The sequence below is a fragment of the Pseudarthrobacter phenanthrenivorans genome, from assembly GCF_000813845.1.
Classification (GTDB): domain Bacteria; phylum Actinomycetota; class Actinomycetes; order Actinomycetales; family Micrococcaceae; genus Arthrobacter; species Arthrobacter phenanthrenivorans_B.
In genome coordinates this window covers 48407-66669 of the sequence record NZ_JWTB01000023.1, presented here as the reverse complement: position 1 = coordinate 66669, position 18263 = coordinate 48407, and the positions used below count along the sequence as shown (strand labels likewise).

The following is an 18263-nucleotide window of genomic DNA, read 5'->3' as shown; positions in this document are numbered from 1 at the left end:
ACCAACGAAAAGGCCGCTCCCACGGGGGAGCGGCCTTTTCGTTGTTCCTGGTGGGGGTGGCGGCTGGCTAGGAACGCGGCGCCGCGTACATTTCCTCGATGACGGTTTCGAAGTCCTTCATCACCTGGGCCCGCTTCACTTTCATGGAGGGGGTCAGGTGCCCGGAGGCTTCGGTGAAGTCGGCCGGGACAATGCGGAAGGACTTGATGGCCTCGGCCTGGGAGACCGAGGTGTTGGCGGCGGTAATCAGGTCCTGTACGGCTGCCTTCACCACGGGATTCGCGGCGGCCTGCTCCAGGGTGGTGTCTGCGGGGAGTCCGTGGCGCTGGAGCCAGCCCGGCAGGGCCTCCTGGTCGAGGGTGACCAGGGCGCCGATGAACGGCCGGTTGTCGCCCACCACCAGCACCTGGGACACCAGGGCGTCGGCGCGGATCTGGTCCTCGAGCAGGGCGGGGATAACGTTCTTGCCGCCGGCGGTGACGATGATTTCCTTCTTGCGGCCGGTGATCCAGACGAAGCCTTCATCGTCCAGCCGCCCGATGTCACCGGTGTGGAACCAGCCGTCCGTGAAAGCATCGGCGGTCAGGTCGTCCCGGCGGTAGTAGCCCCGCATGACGCAGACGCCCTTGGCAAGGATCTCGCCGTCGTCGGCAATCTTCACCGCGTTGCCAGGCAGGGGTTTACCGACCGAGCCGATCTTGATCCGCGACGGCGTGTTCACCGTGATGGGGGCCGTGGTTTCGGTGAGGCCGTAGCCTTCCAGCACCTGCAGCCCGATGCCCTGGAAGAAGTGGCCCAGCCGTTCTCCCAGGGGACCGCCGCCGGACACTGCGTGGGCAACGTGGCCGCCCATGGCGGCGCGTAGTTTGCCGTACACCAGCTTGTCGAACAGCGCGTGCTTCACCTTCAGGCCCAACCCAACCCGGCCGTCCTGGCGGGCTTTGGAGAACGCGATGGCGGTTTCGGCGGCCCGGTGGAAGATGGCGCCCTTGCCGCCGTCCTCGGCCTTGGTAAGGGCGGAGTTGTAGACCTTTTCAAAGACCCGGGGCACCGCGAGGATAAAGGTCGGCTCATAGCTTTGCAGATCCGCGAGGAGGTTCTTGATGTCGGGTGTATGCGCCACAGTGGTCCCGGCGGCCATGGCCAGCACCGAGATGAAGCGGGCGAAGACGTGCGCCAGCGGCAGGAACATGATGGTCTTGGCGTTCTCGTGGACGATCTCGCCGATGATGGCCAGGGCGTTGTCCGAAAGTTCCACGAAGTTGCCGTGCGTGAGTTCGCACCCCTTGGGCCGTCCCGTGGTTCCGGAGGTATAGATAATGGTGGCAACATCGCGGAGGCCCGCTGCTGCCCGCCGGGATTCAAGTTCCTCATCGCTGACGCCGCGGCCTGCCTCGCGGAGGCTGTCCAGTCCCTGGCCCTCGAGCTGCCACACGTGCTGCACGGCCGTGAGGCCCTCGGCCGTAACCGCCTGGCGGATGACGTTTTCGTGGTGGGCCGATTCGCTGAACGCAGCCACGGCGCCGGAGTCCCCCAAATTCCAGGCAACCTGGGACGGGGACGAGGTCTCGTAGATGGGAACGGAAACCGCCCCTGCGAACCAGATGGAGAAGTCCACCAGCGCCCACTCGTATCGGGTCCGGGACATGATTCCCACGCGGTCGCCGGCGCCGACTCCACTGGCGATCAGTCCCTTCGCCAGGGCCTGTACGTCAGCCAGGAACTCGGTGGCGCGCACGTCGCGCCATACCCCCGCGGCGTCCAGCCGGGAAAACAGTGCCGGATTGCCGGCCTTGGCCGCCTGCCGCAACACCAGGTCGGTGATGTTGGTTTCCGGTGGGACAACAACCAGGGGCGGAACACTGAATTGGCGCACTATAGCTCCTTTGATATCTGAAGTCCCGCGCAGGGGGTTTGCCTAAAGACTAGTACCCCGGGTGGAACAGTGCAGTACATAAACCTACTGGCGAGTAACTTAGCCGTCAATGCGCCGGGCACGGCTGCGTATGTTAGGACAATCCTGCCCGAGGCCTAGAATGGTGGACTATGTACGGACCGTTGCCCGGCGATCAGGCCGGCCCCCTCAGAAGGCAGGCTCCCTGGCGGCGCCGTCGTCCCGCCCCCTACCGTCCGGGGCAGCTGCACGGCGGCGTGGGCGGACATCTTCGCCTCGGCCGCAAGGGACTGGCCATCGGCATCGACATCGGGGGCACCAAGGTTGCCGCCGGCGTTGTGGACGCCGAAGGGCGGATCCTCAGTGAGGCGCGCCGCTCCACACCAGGCACCGATCCGCGGGCCGTGGAACAGGTCATCGTGGAACTGGTGGAGGAGTTGGGCCGCGGCCACCGCATCTGGTCCGTGGGCATCGGCGCGGCCGGCTGGATGGACCTGGCCGGCGGCACCGTCCTGTTCAGTCCGCATCTTGCCTGGCGCAACGAGCCGCTGCGCGGGAACCTCCAGCGGCTCCTCCGCCGTCCGGTACTCCTGACCAACGACGCCGACGCCGCCGCCTGGGCCGAGTGGCGGTTCGGTGCCGGCCGTGGAGAAGACCGGCTGGTCTGCATCACTTTGGGGACCGGCATCGGCGGAGCCATGGTGATGGACGGCAGGGTGGAACGCGGGCGGTTCGGCGTTGCGGGGGAGTTCGGCCACCAGATCATCATGCCGGGCGGCCACCGGTGCGAGTGCGGCAACCGCGGCTGCTGGGAGCAGTATGCGTCCGGGAACGCCCTGGGCAGGGAAGCGCGGCTCCTTGCCAGGTCCAACTCGCCCGTGGCCCAGGACCTGCTGGCAGCCGTGGGCGGACATCCCGAAGCAATCACCGGCGCCATCGTGACGGAACTGGCCCTTGCCGGTGACCCCGCATCACGGGAGCTGATCGAGGAGGTCGGCGAATGGCTCGGCCTCGGGCTCGCCAACCTTGCCGCAGCCCTGGACCCCGGCCTCTTCGTTATCGGCGGCGGACTGTGCTCCGCTGGAGACCTTCTCCTGGAACCTGCCCGCAAAGCCTTTGCGCGGAACCTGACGGGCCGCGGTTTCCGGCCTGCAGCAGGGATAGAACTGGCTGCGCTCGGCCCCAACGCGGGCCTTATTGGGGCCGCGGACCTTTCCCGCGTCAGCAGCCGCGTCCGCCGATGACCACGGCGGTGCGGCCGGGGACCTAGACCCTGGCGCCGTCGTCGTCGCCGTTCTTTTCCTGCGGCAGCTTCATGATCAGGTACACCGTCCCAAGCACGAACACGGCAACGATCCCGACGATGGCCAGCAGGGGTGCCGACCGCCAGAACATTGCGGACAGCAGCAGCGCCACGGGTCCACCCACAGCCCCGAGCCACGCCAGCATGGTCAGGGGGTCGGTGCCGGCCAGGCTGGGTGGTTCCTCCGGCACGAACTCCCCGTCGTCGTCGTCCAGCTCATAGTCCCGGGGACCTTCGGCGGCTCCGTCCATGCGGGGCGCTTCCTGGCTGCCGCCCGCCTCCGCCCGGCGTTCGTCCGCCGATCGTTCCGCCGGTCTTGTACCAGCCAGCCCGAGCGGATCGAAGTCGCGGAAGCTGGGCGGCTCCGGCCTTTCCTCGCCCGGGGCACGCGTTCCCGCCGGCGGCTGCCCTCCGGGTGCGGGGGAATCGGGGCGGATCGCCACCGTGTCGGACTCGAGCCGTGCCACCAGATCCAGCCACACGGCATCATCCTGGTTGGCGCCCTGGTCCGGCTGCCCGGAGTCAGGCCTGTTCACTGGGAACCTCCTCTGCCGGTCCCGCCGCCGCGGCCTGGACGCGCCGGATGAAGTCGACGGACCCCTCGAAGATACGGTCGGCGTCGTTGTCCAGGGTGGCCACGTGGTAGCTGTTCTCCAGCCGGATGACCTCCAGCGGGGCATGCGTCAGCCCGCGGCGCAGGACGTCCATGCTGGCATCGGACACCACGTGGTCCACGGCAGAGCGGTAGGCCTGGACGGGCGCGGTGACGCGGGGGAGGAGCCGGACCGTATCCCGGAACATCTTGTGCAGTTCATGGGCCGCGGCCACAGGCGTGCGGGCATACGCACCTTCGTCGACACCTGCCTTGAGGATGTCGTTGCCGATGGACGGGGTGCTTTTCAGCACCAGCTTGAGGATGCCGGCCAGCGACGCCCGCGGATCGTCGATGACCAGGCCCGGGTTCACCAGAACCACTCCGGCCACCGGGCGGGTGGCGGCGATGCGCAGGGCCAGCGCACCGCCCATGCTCAGTCCCGCCGCGAACACGTGGTCGCACTCGGCGTCCAGCTCCAGGAAGGCGTCATCGAGGGCACCATGCCACTGCTGCCAGCGGGTTTTGGCGAGGTCCTGCCACGTTGTCCCATGGCCCGGCAGCAACGGCATCCGGACGGCGAAACCGGCAGCGGCGAAAGCAGTGGCCCACGCCCGCAGCCCATGCGGGCTTCCGGTGAAGCCATGGGACAGGACCACCCCGGTGCGCGTGCCTTCGCCGCGAAAGGCGCTGCTGAACGGGCTGTGGTCCGGGCCGGAGGTCATGGCGTCTCCAAGGTACTGGTGCGGCGGGCATGGGTGGCGACGAATTCCGCCGACCTGGCGAACACAGCGGGCGCGTCAACGTCCAGAGTAGCCACATGTCCGCTGCTGGCAAGCTCCACCACGTCAGCGAGGTTCCCGCCCAGCCCTTTCCGCAGCAGGGCCAGGGACGTCGGCGGGACCACGGCGTCCGTGCGCGACTTGAACACCTGGACCGGCGCGTCCACCCTGGGCAGGCTGCGCACCGCGGCAGCGAACAGCTTCTTCAATTCGTGGACTGCAGCCAGCGGAGTCAGGGAGTAGTCGCCGTCGTTGGTCGCCGGCGCCCCGGTCTGGTCCTCCTGGATCGGGACCGTGGTCCGCTGGAAATACTTGAGGAGGCCGATCACCCGCACCCGCCGGTCATAGAAGCTCAGGCCCGGGTTGACCACGCTCACCCCGGCCACGGGATGCCGGGACGCTGCAAGCAGCGCTAGGGCACCGCCCATGGACAGGCCGGCCGTGAAGCAGGTTTCCGTCCTGCCGGCCAGCTCAAGGAAAGACTCCTCATAGCTGCGGTACCAGTCCTTCCAGCCGGTCCTGGCCAGCTGCCGCCAGTCTGTGCCATGGCCGGGAAGCAGGGGAACGGAGACGGCGTAGCCGAGGTCGGCAAGATGCTGCGCCCAGGGAAGGATACTGATCGGACTGCCGGTGAATCCGTGGCAAATGGCGATCCCGACGGCGGCATTGGCACCGTGGCCCGGATAGCTGAAAGCGGCTGGACGGGACGGGACACTGCTTTCAGTCATGACTCCATCGTGTCACTGTTCCCGCCAATTCTCACTAGAGTAGGGTTGCATTGAATCGCTGGCCAGGCCCGATGCAGGGCCTGGAGGCTGCCTTCCGGAGAGGTTCACCACGTGTTCTATTGGGTCATGAAAAGGATCTTCCTCGGTCCGGTGATCAAGCTGCTGTTCCGGCCCTGGGTCAAGGGCCTGGACAACATCCCGGCGCAGGGGGCCGCAATCATCGCCTCCAACCACCTGTCGTTTTCCGATTCAATTTTCATGCCGCTCATGGTGCGCCGGCCCGTGGTGTTCCTGGCCAAGTCGGAATACTTCACCGGCACGGGCATCAAAGGCAGGCTGACTGCCGCGTTCTTCCGCCTGACCAACCAGCTGCCCATGGACCGGTCCGGCGGCGCTGCCTCTGCCGCCTCCCTGAACGCCGGCATGGAGGTCCTCAACGCCGGCGGCCTCCTGGGCATCTATCCCGAGGGCACGCGAAGCCCTGACGGCCGGCTCTACCGGGGCAAGGTGGGGGTGGCCCGGTTGGCGCTGCAGGCCGGCGTCCCCGTGATTCCGGTTGCCATGATCGGCACTGACAAGGTCCAGCCCATCGGCAAGCGGCTGCCCAACATCCGCAGGATCGGGATGATCTTCGGCGAACCGCTGGACTTCAGTGAGTACCGGGACCAGGCCGACGACAGGGCGGTCCAGCGCAAGGTCACCGACGACATCATGGCCCGGCTGATGCGCCTCTCCGGACAGGAATACGTCGACGAATACGCGGCGGTGGTCAAGCTTCGGCTCGCGGGCAAGCCGGAGGAACCGCAGGCCGCCGCGGAACCCCTTGCTGCTCCGGTGGCTGCCCAGGGGGAGTTCGTGCAGGGCGGGGCCGCCGCCCCCGGCAGCCCGGCATCCGCCGGCCCCGTTGAAGAGGACGACGCCGGGCGACCGGCCGCGGGGTAGCGGAACCTTACCGGGCCCGGCAGAGCGGTTGTGACGGGCTGGGCGGTCACCGTGACGGCGCAGTGCCCGCCGGCGCTGCCCTGCCGGTAGTCTTGGAGGGTGACTGAGCTATCTGCAAAACCCGCCTTTTCGCTGTCCAGCACCGCCCAGAGCGGAGCGGCCAACTATCCCGGACTGGACAACTGGCGGGACCTTCCCATTTCCCAGCAGCCCAGCTGGCAGGACCCGGAAGTCTTTGAAGCGTCGGTGAAGGAACTGTCGGTCCTTCCACCCCTGGTGTTCGCCGGTGAAGTGGACGTGCTCCGTGAGCGGTTGGCCGCCGCTGCCCAGGGCAAGGCGTTCCTGCTGCAGGGCGGCGACTGCGCGGAGACCTTCGAGGCCGCTACGGCAGACAAGATCAGCGCCCGCGTCAAGACGATCCTCCAGATGGCCGTGGTCCTTACCTACGGCGCCGCCATGCCCGTCATCAAGATGGGCCGGATGGCCGGCCAGTTCGCCAAGCCCCGCTCGTCCAACGACGAAACCCGGAACGGTGTCACCCTGCCGGCCTACCGCGGCGACATCGTCAACGGATACGAGTTCACCCCCGAATCCCGTGGCCACGACGCGTCCCGTATGCTCCGGGCGTACCACACCTCGGCATCCACGCTGAACCTGATCCGCGCCTTCACGCAGGGCGGTTTCGCCGACCTCCGGTCGGTACACCAGTGGAATAAGGGCTTCACTGAGAATCCCGCCCACGCCCGGTACGAATCGCTGGCCCGTGACATCGACCGTGCCATCAAGTTTATGGACTCATGCGGTGCGGACTTCGAGGCCCTCAAGCGGGTGGAGTTCTTTGCCAGCCACGAAGCCCTGCTGCTGGATTACGAACGCGCCCTGACCCGCATCGACTCCCGGACCGGGTTCCCCTACGACACCTCCGCCCATTTCCTCTGGATTGGCGAGCGGACCCGGGAACTGGACCACGCCCACGTGGACTTCCTCTCCCGCGTCCGGAACCCTATCGGGGTCAAGCTCGGCCCCTCCACCACCGGGGACGACGCCCTGCGCCTGATCGACAAGCTTGACCCGGAGCGCGAGCCCGGCCGCCTTACCTTCATCACGCGCATGGGCGCCGGCAACATCCGCGAAAAGCTGCCCGCCGTCGTCGAAAAAGTCACCGCCTCCGGGGCCCAGGTCCTGTGGGTCACCGATCCGATGCACGGCAACACGGTCACCTCACCGAACGGGTACAAGACGCGCAATTTCGACGACGTGATTGACGAAGTGCGTGGCTTCTTCGAGGTGCACCACGGCCTGGGCACGGTCCCGGGCGGGCTGCACGTGGAAATGACCGGCGACGACGTGGCCGAGTGCCTGGGCGGCGCCGACCCGATCGACCAGGACGCCTTCCTGGACCGCTACGAATCAGTTTGCGATCCCCGCCTGAACCACATGCAATCCCTGGAGATGGCGTTCCTGGTGGCCGGAGCCCTCGCCAAGCACTAGGAGAATCATGGATGAAGGCGGGCCGGTGCTGCCTGCCCGCCTTCGCTACACAACGGTGATCGTGATGACAGATCCCTCCGGGACCTCCCGGTTTACCGGCGATTGATCCCGCACGGTCCCGAAGAAGCCGCCCAGGATGTTGTTGACGCGGACCTCGAACCCCAGTGCTTCCAGTGCCTTGCGTGCATCTGACGCCTGCTTGCCGATGTAGCTGGGGACCTGGACCATTTTGGGCCCCTTGGAGACCGTCAGGGTGACGGTCCCTCCCCGGGTCAGCGTCCCGTTAGCAGGGGACTGGCTGACGACGGCGCCCTTGGGCACGTTCCTGTCGAACACTTCGTCCGGGGCCACCGCAGCGGTAAGCCCTGCTGCCTTGACCGCAGCCACCGCATCATCCTTGGCTTTGCCCACGACCACGGGAACAGGAATCGGCTGCGGCCCCTTGGAAACCGCAATCTGGACGGGCGTGCCATGGCGGGAGGGCGTGCCGGCGGCGGGATCCTGCGACAGCACGGTCCCTGCCGCTGCCTGGTCCTCGAACTGCTCGGTGACGGTCCCCAGCGCCATGCCGGCCGCATTGAGGGCGTTCTTCGCGTCCGTCAGCGTCCCGCCCGCGAGTTTCGGCAGGGGGAACAGCTGGGGGCCTTTCGACACCAGAAGGGAGACCGGCTGGAACTTCCGGATTTCCGTCCCGGCGGCAGGTTCGGTGCCCACGACCAGTCCGCTGGGCACCTGGTCGTCGAAGACATCACTGGTGGTGGACCGGAAGCCAACTCCGCCCAGCAGCTGCTGGGCCTGGGCCACCGTCTTGTTGCTGACGGCTGGAACGGCAGCGGCGGCGCCGGGGCCCATGCCGAAAAACCATCCAGCCCCCGTGGCCAGCAGCGCGGCGATGATAAGGACCACGATCCATAGAACGCCACGACGGCGGGCGTTTCCCTCCCGCAGCGTCCTTACCGGGGTGGCGGCTGCGAGGGCGAGGCGCTTCCCGTTCTCCTTGTCGGCCCTGCGCTGGGCCCGCTTGCCCAGCCGCGGAGGCGGGGGAGACCAGCCGCTGTCCGTGTCGTCGTCGTCCGGCAGTGCAAGTCCAGGGTGCGCGGGGTGAGCCGTATGCGTCAGGGCATCTGCTGCCTGGCCTTGTGCGTCGTGGTCCTGCCCGCGCTGCTGCCGGCCCGGCGGGTACGCGGGCACGGCCGGCCTGGCGCCGGCCATCAGGGTGGTCGGATGGCTGGACCGCGCCAGGACTTCGGTCTGGTGCTGGGAGCCGGCGGCCGCAGCTGCGGGCGGCTGCAGGTCCAGTTCCGCGTCGGTAAGGTGGGTCCGGATGTGGCGCAGTTCCTGAAGGAGCGCGCTGGCATCCACCGGCCGGTTTTCCGGATCATTGGCCGTGCACCACTGCACCAGTTCGTCCACTTCCCCGGCCAGTCCGGGCACCAGGTCCGAGGGCGGCCCCACGGTGCCATTGACATGCTGGTACGCCACCTGGATGGGGACCTCGCCCTCAAACGGCTGCCGGCCGGTCAGCATCTCGTACAGCATGATGCCCACGGAGTAGACGTCACTGCGTGCGTCCGCTGGCTTGCCCAGCACAAGCTCCGGCGAGATATAGGCCACCGTGCCAATCAGGGCGCCGGTGCTGGTTGAGCTGGTGACGGCGCGGGCCAGCCCGAAATCGCCGATCTTGATCCTGCCGTCGTCGGCGATCAGGACATTCTCGGGCTTCACGTCGCGATGGATGAAACCGGCATCGTGGGCGGCGGCAAGCCCCTCCACCACGGGATCGATCAATGCCAGGGCCAGCCGCGGTGGCAGGGCACCCCTGTCCTTGAGGACATCCCTGAGCGTGTGTCCCTTGATGTACTCCATCACCAGGTAGGCGGTGTTGCCGTCATTGCCCTGGTCCAGGACACCCACCACGTGCGGATGGGACAGCCGGGCAGCGGCCTTGGCTTCGCGGCCCAGCCGTCCGAGGAAGTTTTCGTCAGCCGCGAGGTGCGGATGCAGCACTTTCAGCGCCACCTCGCGGTCCAGCCTCTGGTCCACCGCCAGGTAGACGGTGGACATGCCGCCACGGGCAAGCCTGGAGGTGACGGCATAGCGGTTGTCCACCAGCGTCCCTGCTAGGGGGTCTGACACGTGTTCCTGCACCTTATGATCCTAGTCCCGCAGCAAAACGCGCCTGAAATGGAAACGGGCCCGAACCGGTAACGGTTCGGACCCGCCCTCGTGCACAGCCCGGGGCCGGTGCCTTAGCTGAAGTTCTTCTGGTGTGCCTTGATGGCCGCCACGTACGCCTTGGTGTCGTCGTACATGCCGTACTTGCTCACCGAGTACTGGCCCTGGTAGTAGCCGGCGATGGCGGTGTCCTGGTCCTTGCTGGTAGCCAGGAGCTGGCGGATGATGGCCACCCCTGCCGCGGCGTTGTCATACGGGTCCAGGAGGTTCAGCTTCCGGCCCACGAGGTCGGACGCCCACTGACCGGAGCTGGGGATGACCTGCATGGTCCCGATCGCGTTGGCGGGGGAAACAGAGCGCTGGTTGAAGCCGGATTCCTGGAATGCGAAGGCCAGGGCCAGCGAGGTGTCCACTCCCATGCGGCGTGCCGTGTCCGCGACGATGTTCTTCATTTCCTCGCGCGAAGGGACTGGAGACGCGTTGAGCAGGGCCTTGTTTTCGTTGGCGGAGCTCACCACGGCAGCGGGGTAGCTGAAGCCGAGGAAGGAACTGGGCACCAGTGGAGCGGGCGCCGGCTGCGGTGCTGCAGCGGGCTGCGGATCAGGCTGGCCGGAACCGCCGGGAATCACGAGTTTGCTGCCCGGATAGATGATCGAGTTCATGCCCAGCTTGTTGGCCGAAAGCAGGTCCGACAGCTTGACGCCATGGCGGGAAGCGATGGCGGACAGCGTGTCGCCGGCCTTGATGGTGTAGGAGCCGCTGGCCGGGGCCGACGTGGTGGCAAGCACGGGGGCCGGCGCAGCCGGTGCCGGCGCCGGCGCCGCGGGGGCAGGTGCGGGGTCACCGGCGCCCACCTTGATCTTCTGTCCCGGGTAGATGATGGAGCGCATGGAGAGGTTGTTCCAGCTGAACACGTCGGAGAGTGCCACGTTGTGCTTTGCCGCGATGGCGCCGAGCGTATCGCCGGCCTTTACGGTGTAGGCAGCGCCGCCGGAGGGAGCGGGCGCCGCCGGCGCAGCAGCTGCGGGGGCAGGTGCCGCCGGCGCCGGCGCGGGCGAACCGGACAGCTTGAGCTTCTGCCCCGGGTAAATGATGGTGTTGGCCTGCAGGTTGTTCAGTTTGAGGATTTCACCCGTGTCCAGTCCGAACCGGCCTGCGATCGCGCTGACGGTATCGCCCCGGACAATCGTGTACTCGGCCGGGGCCGCGGGCTGCGCAGGCTGGAACGCCGCCGGAATGGTGGTGGAGACAACGGCGGCGGGGATGACCGTCCCGGCTGCCTTCGCAGCAGCCTGTGCCTTCATCGCTGTCGCCAGGCTGCTGGGAATGGTCCGCGCCGGCTGTTGGGCGGCCGCGGCGGGCTGGGCCAGGGCCAGGGATGACATTACGACCGCTGGCAGTGCCGCAGTGGTGGCGGCGATCATCGGCAGGCTCGGCTTGGGGGGCTGCTTAGGCGAGCGGGACATCGTCATCGGAAAGAATCCTCTTCTCAACTGCGGGTGCGGACGCGGACGGGGATGCCGCTATCAATCTTGATACTACTGTGACTCAAGTTATTAGTGATACAACTGTGATGCATGTGAATCTCTCATGAATTCGCGAATAGCACAAGAATTTTGGGATTTGCGGGAATGGCCTCTTTTTCGGAGTGTCCGCAGGCCAGGGGCAGAATCAATTGGCCCGACTAGGCGCCGGGGCAGGCAGCGTGGCAACCTTGATCCGTGAGTAATGTAGAAAACCTGGTGGGCGAATGGTTGCCGCTGCCCGACGTCGCCCGTTTATTGGATGTTTCCGTAACTAAGGTCCATAGCCTGATTGATGAACACGCGCTGGCTGCGGTGCGCGTCGGGGAACGGAAGATCCGGTCTGTCCCGGCGGAATTCATCCAGGACGGCCAGGTGGTGGACAGCCTCAAGGGAACCATCGTGGTGCTGGCGGATGCCGGTTATTCGGACGAGGACCTCATCGGGTGGCTCTTTACGGCTGATGAGTCGCTGCGTGGACGTCCCATTGACGCGCTGCGCGAAGGCCGCAAAACGGAAATCAGGCGCAGGGCGCAAACGCTTGCCTGGTAATTGCTTCCTGTTTAAGAGGCGCGGCTGACGGCGGCCTCCGCCAGTTTCCGCAGCGCTGTCTTGGACAGGTCCTCCAACTCAAGGCCGTCCAGGGCGGCGAATGCCGCCGCGCTGAATTCGCTGATCAAAACTTCCGTCGCCTGCAGGGCCCCCGAATCTTCGATGATCGCCCGAATATCCGTGATGTCAGCCTCCGACAGGTCGGGGCTGCCGAGGCTGGCATCAATGAATGCAGATTCTTCCGGTGATGCCTGGTCCAGGGCGAGGGCTATCAGGACCGTACGCTTTCCTTCGCGCAGGTCGTCTCCTGCCGGCTTGCCGGTGGTGAGGGGATCGCCGAACACCCCCAGGACATCGTCGCGGAGCTGGAAGGCCTCGCCCAGCGGGAGGGCAAAGGCGGAATAGCCGCGGAGCAACTCATCGGACGCCCCCGCCAAGGCGCCGCCCAGGGCCAGCGGATGCTCCGTGGAGTATTTTGCGCTCTTGAACCGGATGATGGATTGCGCCCTGCCAACTGCACCGGCCCTGTCCCGGACCGGGCCGGCCACTTCCTCCAGGATGTCCAGGTACTGGCCCGCCATCACCTCTGCGCGCATCAAGTTGAATATCAGCCGGGCGGTGCTGCCGGACGCGGCCCGTTCGCCGATATCGGTAAACGCCTCCTCGCTGAAGGAGAGGCACAGGTCGCCGGTGAGGATCGCTGCGGCCTGGCCAAACCGTTCACTGTCCAGGGCCCATCCCTGGGCGGTGTGCAGTTGGCTGAAGCGGCGGTGGACGCTGGGGCCGCCACGCCGGGTGTCCGAGCGGTCAATGATGTCGTCGTGGATCAGGGCGGCAGCCTGGAACAGCTCAAGCGCGGCGCCGGCCGTGACCACCTGGCCGGCTCCCGCCTCGCCGCCGGCACCCCGCCAGCCCCAGTAGCACATCAGGGCACGGAGGCGCTTGCCGCCGGTGACCAGGTTGGAGATGGAACCCATGATGGGTTCGATGTCCGGTGAGATGCCGGCCATCACTGCCTGCCGGGCCGTCAGGAACGCGGTCAGCTCGCCGGCCACACCTGCGACAAAATCAGCCTGTTCATTCCTCAGCTGCTCGGCGACCGTCACTTGGCTGACTCAGCTGCAACGTTGGCACCGATCGTGAAGGTGGAAACACCCGCTGCTTCGACCACGGAGAGATTGACGGTCTCATTGTCGCCGCGCACAAAGTCCTTCGAGGCCACTCCGCCAACGCTGTCACCGGGCACTGCCTTGAAGCCTTGCCCTTCCAGTGCCTTCGTGTAGAAATCGATGACGGCGGCCGGAGCCGCCTTGGCTGTCCCCACAAGCGCGGCGGTCGCAGGTGCGGAGGCCTTGTCAAAGCTGCTGGAGACAACGGTTGCCCCGGGCATCAGTGGGAGGAGCTGCTGCGGGAAGCCCGCCACCAGGGCACCTACGGTCGCGGATGTATTGGGCGACGGCGACGGGCTGGGTGCGGCGGTAAGCGCAGGTTGTGGGGCAGCAACGGAAGCGGACTCTGACGGCTGTCCGGACGCCGTCTGGCTGCACGCGGCAAGCGACAGCGCGGCAACGGCGGCAAGCGCGGCCAGGCCGGCGGACTTCAAGTTTCCTATAGCCGTCACAGAGACTTTCCTCCTGGAGTTGTTGGCGGAACCAGCCTCCAGTTTAGCCAGCCTCCCTATATGGCCCGGACAAGCTGTCCACGCCCGGCAAGCCGATAGGATTGCAGGCGTGGGGCCCGCAGGAACACATCAGCCATCCGCCGCGCGCCTTCCCGGCGGCCGGCGGACGTGCATCATGCACGTGGACATGGACGCGTTCTTTGTCTCGGTGGAGCTCCGTACCCGCCCCGAGCTGCGCGGTAAGCCCGTGATTGTCGGCTTCCCGGGGGAGCGGTCAGTTGTCCTGTCGGGATCTTACGAGGCCCGGGCATTCGGCGTTAAGTCAGCCATGCCCATGGCCGTAGCCATGCGAATGTGTCCACAGGCGGTGATTATCGAACCGCGGCACAAGCTGTATTACGAGGTGTCCGGGCAGCTGATGGCCATTTTCGAATCGATCACCGGCCTCGTGGAGCCGCTCAGCGTCGACGAGGCCTTCCTGGACGTCACCGGGGCGCTGCGGCGGCTTGGTCCGCCCAGGGGAATCGGTGAATTGATCCGTCGCCGGGTGGCAGCGGAACTCGGCATCACTGCTTCCGTCGGCATCGCCGAAACCAAGTTCGTTGCCAAGATCGCTTCCACCCGGTGCAAGCCCGACGGGCTCCTGCTGATCACCCCGGACGAAACCGTGCCGTATCTTCACAGCCTCCCCGTAGGTGCGCTGTGGGGTGTTGGGGCCAAGACCGGGGAAGTTTTGGCCAAGATGGGCATCAGGACAGTGGCGGACGTCGCCGCCACTCCCGTGTCCGCACTCAAGAAGGTCCTCGGTGCCACGGGGGAGCATGTTCACCGGCTGGCCTGGGGCATCGATCCCCGTCCCGTCACTCCAGTCCGGCTGGAGAAAAGCATCGGGGCGGAGGAGACGTTCGCCACGGACACAGCCGACGAGGACCTCCTTCGCCGGGAACTGCTGCGGCTTTCGCACCGGACCGCCGGCCGCCTGCGGAGTTCCGGAATGGTGGCCCGGACGGTGGCACTGAAACTGCGCTTCGCCGACTTCTCCACTGTCACTCGCAGCAGGACCGTCCAGACCCCGGTGGACAGTGCCCAGCTGATCTACGCCGTGGCAGTGCAGCTCCTCGAGTCCCTGGGGACAAGGACCATGGCCGTGCGCCTGGTGGGCGTGCGGGCCGAGCAGCTCGAGGAGGCGGCCCGGACGTCCCTGCAGCTGAGCATCGACCGCAGGGATGAGAACTGGCGGGCGGCCGAGCAGGCCCTGGATGAAGTGGCCCGCAAGTTCGGCAACAAGTCCGTCCTGCCGGCCCGCCTGATGGAGCCCGAAAACCGGCCCGGCGACGGGGCAGGGCGCCCTTCCTGACGGGGCCGCCGAAGTCATTGCCGTCTTTCAGATCAGCCCTCAACAATCTATCCTTAGAGATACATAGTTTTTGAGTGAATGGACTTACTGCCGGACCCTCTTGGACATGCTCCCGCTCCCGCGGACGCGTGCTGGGTTTCCGTTTTTGCCATCGACGGTGGAGCGGGAACTTTCCAGCAACAGCAGGCGTTTTACGGAGCAGTAGTAGTGGCTGGGATCAGCCCGGACGTTGGCCTACAAAAGGAGGTCGTGATGCCGCTGTCGGAGCACGAACAGAAGTTGCTTGAGCAGCTTGAAAAGCAGCTTCACGAGGACGACCCGAAGTTCGCGAACTCAATGGGTTCGGACCCCGGTCGTTCATGGTCCACAAGGCATGTGGTTATTGGGGTCCTGTGTGCACTCGCCGGCGTCTTCCTGCTGCTGGTCGGGGTCACCCTCCAAAACATCTTTGTTGGCGTGTTGGGCTTCGTGGTGATGGGCGGCGGAGTGTACTTCGCCACCATGCGAAGTTCCCGCGGAAAGACAGGAGTCAAGGCGGCCGGCGGAAAACCGGGTAAGCCGCGCAGTTCGTTCATGAGCAGCCTCGAAGAGCGCTGGGACGAACGCCGCAGAGGCGAGCCCTAGCCACTTCCCGTTCGCACCTGCCTCCTCCACTCCACTCCCCGTGGACAGGGGACGCGACGAAAAGACCCGCTTCGGCGGGTCTTTTCGCGTTTAAGGGCCTCCGTCGGCGCGCCTGCCAATTCTTTCGGCTGCCGCCAGGGCCGATAGGGGCTGCGCAGGCGAAAAGTCCTCCACTTCCCACCACGGCCGCAAAAGGGCGCCATTTCACGGAAGTTTTCCCACAACAACCCTGCCCACAGGGCGGTTTTGCGTTGACTGTGGTGGAAAGTGGAGTAATGTGGAGGACATAAGAGGGTGGTTGCAACATAGGGGATGTGCAGTTCCTGACGGCGGACAGGCGGTGGGCCAGTGTTTCTGGGCACTCACTCGCCACGTCTGGATGAAAAGGGACGGATCATTCTCCCCGCTAAGTTCCGGGAGGAGCTTGCCAGCGGTCTGGTGCTCACAAGGGGCCAGGAACGTTGCATCTACGTCTTCAGCGAGAAGGAATTTGCACGGGTCCACGAGCAGATGCGGGAGGCACCAATCTCCTCCAAGCAGGCGCGTGACTATATCCGCGTATTTCTCTCTGGAGCCTCGGACGAGGTACCTGACAAGCAGGGGCGCGTGACCATTCCACCGGCGCTCCGGGAGTACGCAGGACTCGGAAGGGAACTTGCCGTTATCGGCGCCGGTACCCGCGCCGAGATCTGGGACGCCCAGGCTTGGAATGAATACCTAGCGGAGAAGGAAACAGCCTTTTCCGAAACTGACGATCCCATTCCGGGAATTCTCTGAATTCCAGGAGCGGGGCAGCAGGGTTTCCTGGATGAGATCTCCAGCCGGCCCACCGGCTGCCAACCTGGCTCACCTTCCCCGGAGCCAGGCGGGCGGAACGGTAGGCGCGGATGGGGATCTGGTCCCGGAAACAGCAGGTGACAACGACGGCGGGAAAGGACAGGCATGACCGACCAGCCCAAACCCACGTCCGAACGCCATGTGCCGGTCCTTCGCGACCGGTGCATCAATTTGTTGGCCCCTGGATTTGAAGCCGCGAGGCTCCGCGGCGAAACCCCCGTGGCAGTGGACACCACGCTGGGCATGGGCGGCCACTCCGAGGCAATGCTGCAGCGGTTTCCCGACCTGCACCTCATCGGCATCGACCGTGACGAGGAAGCGCTGGCCCTCGCCGGCGAGCGGCTGTCCCCCTTTGCTGCCCGCACTGACCTGGTGCATGCCGTCTACGACGAAATCGCGGACGTCCTGGCAGATCTCGGCGTTAACGAAGTGCACGGGATCCTGATGGACCTCGGCGTTTCTTCCCTCCAGCTGGACGAACGTGGGCGCGGTTTTGCCTATTCTTTCGACGCACCCCTCGATATGCGGATGGACACGAGCCGCGGACAGACTGCCGCAGATGTTGTTAACACCTACAGCGAAGAGGACCTGGTCCGGATCATCCGCAAATGGGGCGAGGAAAAGTTCGCGGGGCGCATCGCGAACCGAATCGTCGCAGCACGTGCTGTCAAAAAGTTCACCACGACTGGCGAACTGGTGGAGCAGATCCGTTCCGTGGTCCCTGCCTCCGCTGCCAAGTCCGGCGGCCATCCCGCCAAGCGGACCTTCCAGGCACTGAGGATCGAAGTCAACGAAGAACTCGACGTCCTGGAGCGCGCCGTTCCAGCGGCCGTGGACTCCCTGGCCCTCGGCGGGCGCATCGTCGTCATGTCCTACCACTCCCTGGAAGACAAGATCGTCAAAAGCGTCTTCCAGGCGCGCTCCAGGTCTTCCGCTCCGCTCGGCTTCCCGGTTGAGCTGGAAGAACATAAGCCTGAACTCAAGACCCTGACCAAAGGCACCGAGGTGCCAACCGCCGCCGAAATCGCCGAAAATCCCCGCGCTGCCTCCGCCAGGCTCCGCGCGGCAGAACGAATCAGAGCCAGGAGAGCTGCATGAGCACCGCCGCCGTCAAGAACTTTCCCGTCGTGCCCGGCAGTTCGGCGGCCGACAGCAGGCCTGCAGGCGAGCCCGGTGGGGGACGGAAGGAACGTACACCGCTCTCCGTGGTCCGCACTGCGCCGCGCAAGCGCCGTGCACCCTTCGTGGTGCTGTGCTTCGCCATGCTCGCCGTGGCGCTGATCGCTGTCCTGGTGCTGAATATCTCCGTATCCACAGCGCAATACCAGTTAGTGGAACTGCGTGCCAAGCAGAGTTCCCTGACCAAGGCGAACCAGGACCTCACCCAGCAGGTGCAGAACTTCGAGGCTCCGCAGAACCTGGCGGCCAAGGCCACGGAGCTGGGAATGGTGGCCTCCACCGTCAAGGGCCAGATCGACCTCTCTACGCTTTCGGTCACCGGAAAGGCCACCCCTGCCGTCAAGGGGGCCTCGACGGGAGCCGTGATCCCTTCACCCGCCGTGGCCGGACAGCTTATTGTGCCGCCGGCGGCCAAGGATGCGGGTGCGGACAAGTCGGCCACGGCCGCGGACAGGTCGGCCACGGCTGGCGACGCCGGCAAGGCGGCGGCAGACGCCGCCTCCGCCAAAGCGGCCAACGACGCAGCGAAGGCTGCCGCCGACAAGGCGGCTGCCGCGGCCGCAGCCGCACCGGCGCCCGAACTTCACGGCGGATCCATTCCGGCACCGCAGCAGAAGGTCCCCGGACAGTAGGCCGTCAGGCAGGACAGGCAGCAGCGTCGAG

At 66.2% G+C, this 18263-nt stretch carries 17 protein-coding genes; 9 read left to right on the top strand and 8 right to left on the bottom strand.

All coding sequences use genetic code 11. The features are described 5' to 3' along the window. Positions 1-67: 67 nt before the first annotated feature. On the bottom strand, positions 68-1876 hold the full coding sequence (locus tag RM50_RS12520; RefSeq protein WP_043453113.1) for an AMP-dependent synthetase/ligase: 1809 nt from the start codon (positions 1874-1876) through the stop codon (positions 68-70). A 170-nt stretch (positions 1877-2046) separates the two neighbouring features. On the opposite strand from RM50_RS12520, the gene RM50_RS12515 reads away from it, so the two are divergent. Further along, entirely contained in the window at positions 2047-3138 is a 1092-nt protein-coding gene (locus RM50_RS12515) for an ROK family glucokinase (RefSeq protein WP_043453111.1), read from the top strand. 22 nt (positions 3139-3160) lie between these two features. On the opposite strand, the gene RM50_RS12510 is transcribed toward RM50_RS12515, so the two are convergent. From RM50_RS12510 to RM50_RS12500, 3 genes are read right to left on the bottom strand one after another with little or no spacing between them, the layout of a single operon-like run. Next, positions 3161-3733: a hypothetical protein gene (locus RM50_RS12510; protein WP_043453109.1), complete on the bottom strand. Its 573-nt coding sequence runs from the start codon at positions 3731-3733 to the stop codon at positions 3161-3163. After that, on the bottom strand, positions 3720-4514 hold the full coding sequence (locus RM50_RS12505; protein ID WP_043453107.1) for an alpha/beta hydrolase: 795 nt from the start codon (positions 4512-4514) through the stop codon (positions 3720-3722). The genes RM50_RS12510 and RM50_RS12505 overlap by 14 nt, the downstream gene beginning before the upstream one ends. Further along, a complete protein-coding gene (locus RM50_RS12500) occupies positions 4511-5299 on the bottom strand; it encodes an alpha/beta hydrolase (protein WP_043453105.1) in 789 nt (262 codons plus the stop codon). Before RM50_RS12500 ends, RM50_RS12505 begins: the two co-directional genes overlap by 4 nt. A 111-nt stretch (positions 5300-5410) precedes the next feature. On the opposite strand from RM50_RS12500, the gene RM50_RS12495 reads away from it, so the two are divergent. Both RM50_RS12495 and RM50_RS12490 read left to right on the top strand, forming a co-directional pair. After that, positions 5411-6241 carry a lysophospholipid acyltransferase family protein gene (locus tag RM50_RS12495; protein ID WP_043453102.1) on the top strand — a complete coding sequence of 277 codons (831 nt, stop codon included), beginning with the start codon at positions 5411-5413 and terminating at the stop codon, positions 6239-6241. Positions 6242-6340: 99 nt separating this feature from the next. Beyond that, the gene (locus RM50_RS12490) at positions 6341-7732 is read left to right on the top strand and encodes a class II 3-deoxy-7-phosphoheptulonate synthase (protein WP_043453100.1); all 1392 of its coding nucleotides are present in this window, start codon (positions 6341-6343) and stop codon (positions 7730-7732) included. A 45-nt stretch (positions 7733-7777) separates the two neighbouring features. Here RM50_RS12490 and pknB read toward each other — a convergent pair whose 3' ends face one another. After that, on the bottom strand, positions 7778-9880 hold the full coding sequence (gene pknB / locus RM50_RS12485) for a Stk1 family PASTA domain-containing Ser/Thr kinase (RefSeq protein ID WP_043453099.1): 2103 nt from the start codon (positions 9878-9880) through the stop codon (positions 7778-7780). Between the two features lie 101 nt (positions 9881-9981). After that, positions 9982-11379 (bottom strand): lytic transglycosylase domain-containing protein, encoded by a 1398-nt coding sequence (locus RM50_RS12480; protein ID WP_043453097.1) that lies wholly within the window; start codon positions 11377-11379, stop codon positions 9982-9984. Between the two features lie 249 nt (positions 11380-11628). Between RM50_RS12480 and RM50_RS12475 the strand changes: the two genes are divergently transcribed. Beyond that, positions 11629-11982, top strand: coding sequence for an Rv2175c family DNA-binding protein (locus RM50_RS12475; protein ID WP_043453091.1), 354 nt, complete (start codon positions 11629-11631; stop codon positions 11980-11982). A gap of 11 nt (positions 11983-11993) precedes the next feature. Here the strand turns inward: RM50_RS12475 and RM50_RS12470 are convergent, their stop codons facing one another. Together RM50_RS12470 and RM50_RS12465 are read right to left on the bottom strand one after the other, a co-directional pair. Then, a complete protein-coding gene (locus tag RM50_RS12470) occupies positions 11994-13088 on the bottom strand; it encodes a polyprenyl synthetase family protein (RefSeq protein ID WP_043453088.1) in 1095 nt (364 codons plus the stop codon). After that, the gene (locus tag RM50_RS12465) at positions 13085-13603 is read right to left on the bottom strand and encodes a hypothetical protein (protein ID WP_043453086.1); all 519 of its coding nucleotides are present in this window, start codon (positions 13601-13603) and stop codon (positions 13085-13087) included. Before RM50_RS12465 ends, RM50_RS12470 begins: the two co-directional genes overlap by 4 nt. A gap of 175 nt (positions 13604-13778) precedes the next feature. Between RM50_RS12465 and dinB the strand changes: the two genes are divergently transcribed. From dinB to RM50_RS12440, 5 genes are all read left to right on the top strand, one after another. Next, the gene (dinB, locus tag RM50_RS12460) at positions 13779-14960 is read left to right on the top strand and encodes a DNA polymerase IV (protein WP_156133881.1); all 1182 of its coding nucleotides are present in this window, start codon (positions 13779-13781) and stop codon (positions 14958-14960) included. A 252-nt stretch (positions 14961-15212) separates the two neighbouring features. Next, entirely contained in the window at positions 15213-15584 is a 372-nt protein-coding gene (locus tag RM50_RS12455; RefSeq protein ID WP_043453082.1) for a DUF3040 domain-containing protein, read from the top strand. A 348-nt stretch (positions 15585-15932) separates the two neighbouring features. After that, positions 15933-16361 (top strand): division/cell wall cluster transcriptional repressor MraZ, encoded by a 429-nt coding sequence (gene mraZ, locus RM50_RS12450; RefSeq protein WP_018763545.1) that lies wholly within the window; start codon positions 15933-15935, stop codon positions 16359-16361. Between the two features lie 165 nt (positions 16362-16526). Next, positions 16527-17519, top strand: coding sequence for a 16S rRNA (cytosine(1402)-N(4))-methyltransferase RsmH (rsmH, locus tag RM50_RS12445; RefSeq protein WP_043453079.1), 993 nt, complete (start codon positions 16527-16529; stop codon positions 17517-17519). Continuing rightward, positions 17516-18232: a hypothetical protein gene (locus RM50_RS12440; RefSeq protein WP_043453077.1), complete on the top strand. Its 717-nt coding sequence runs from the start codon at positions 17516-17518 to the stop codon at positions 18230-18232. Before rsmH ends, RM50_RS12440 begins: the two co-directional genes overlap by 4 nt. Positions 18233-18263 lie beyond the last annotated feature (31 nt).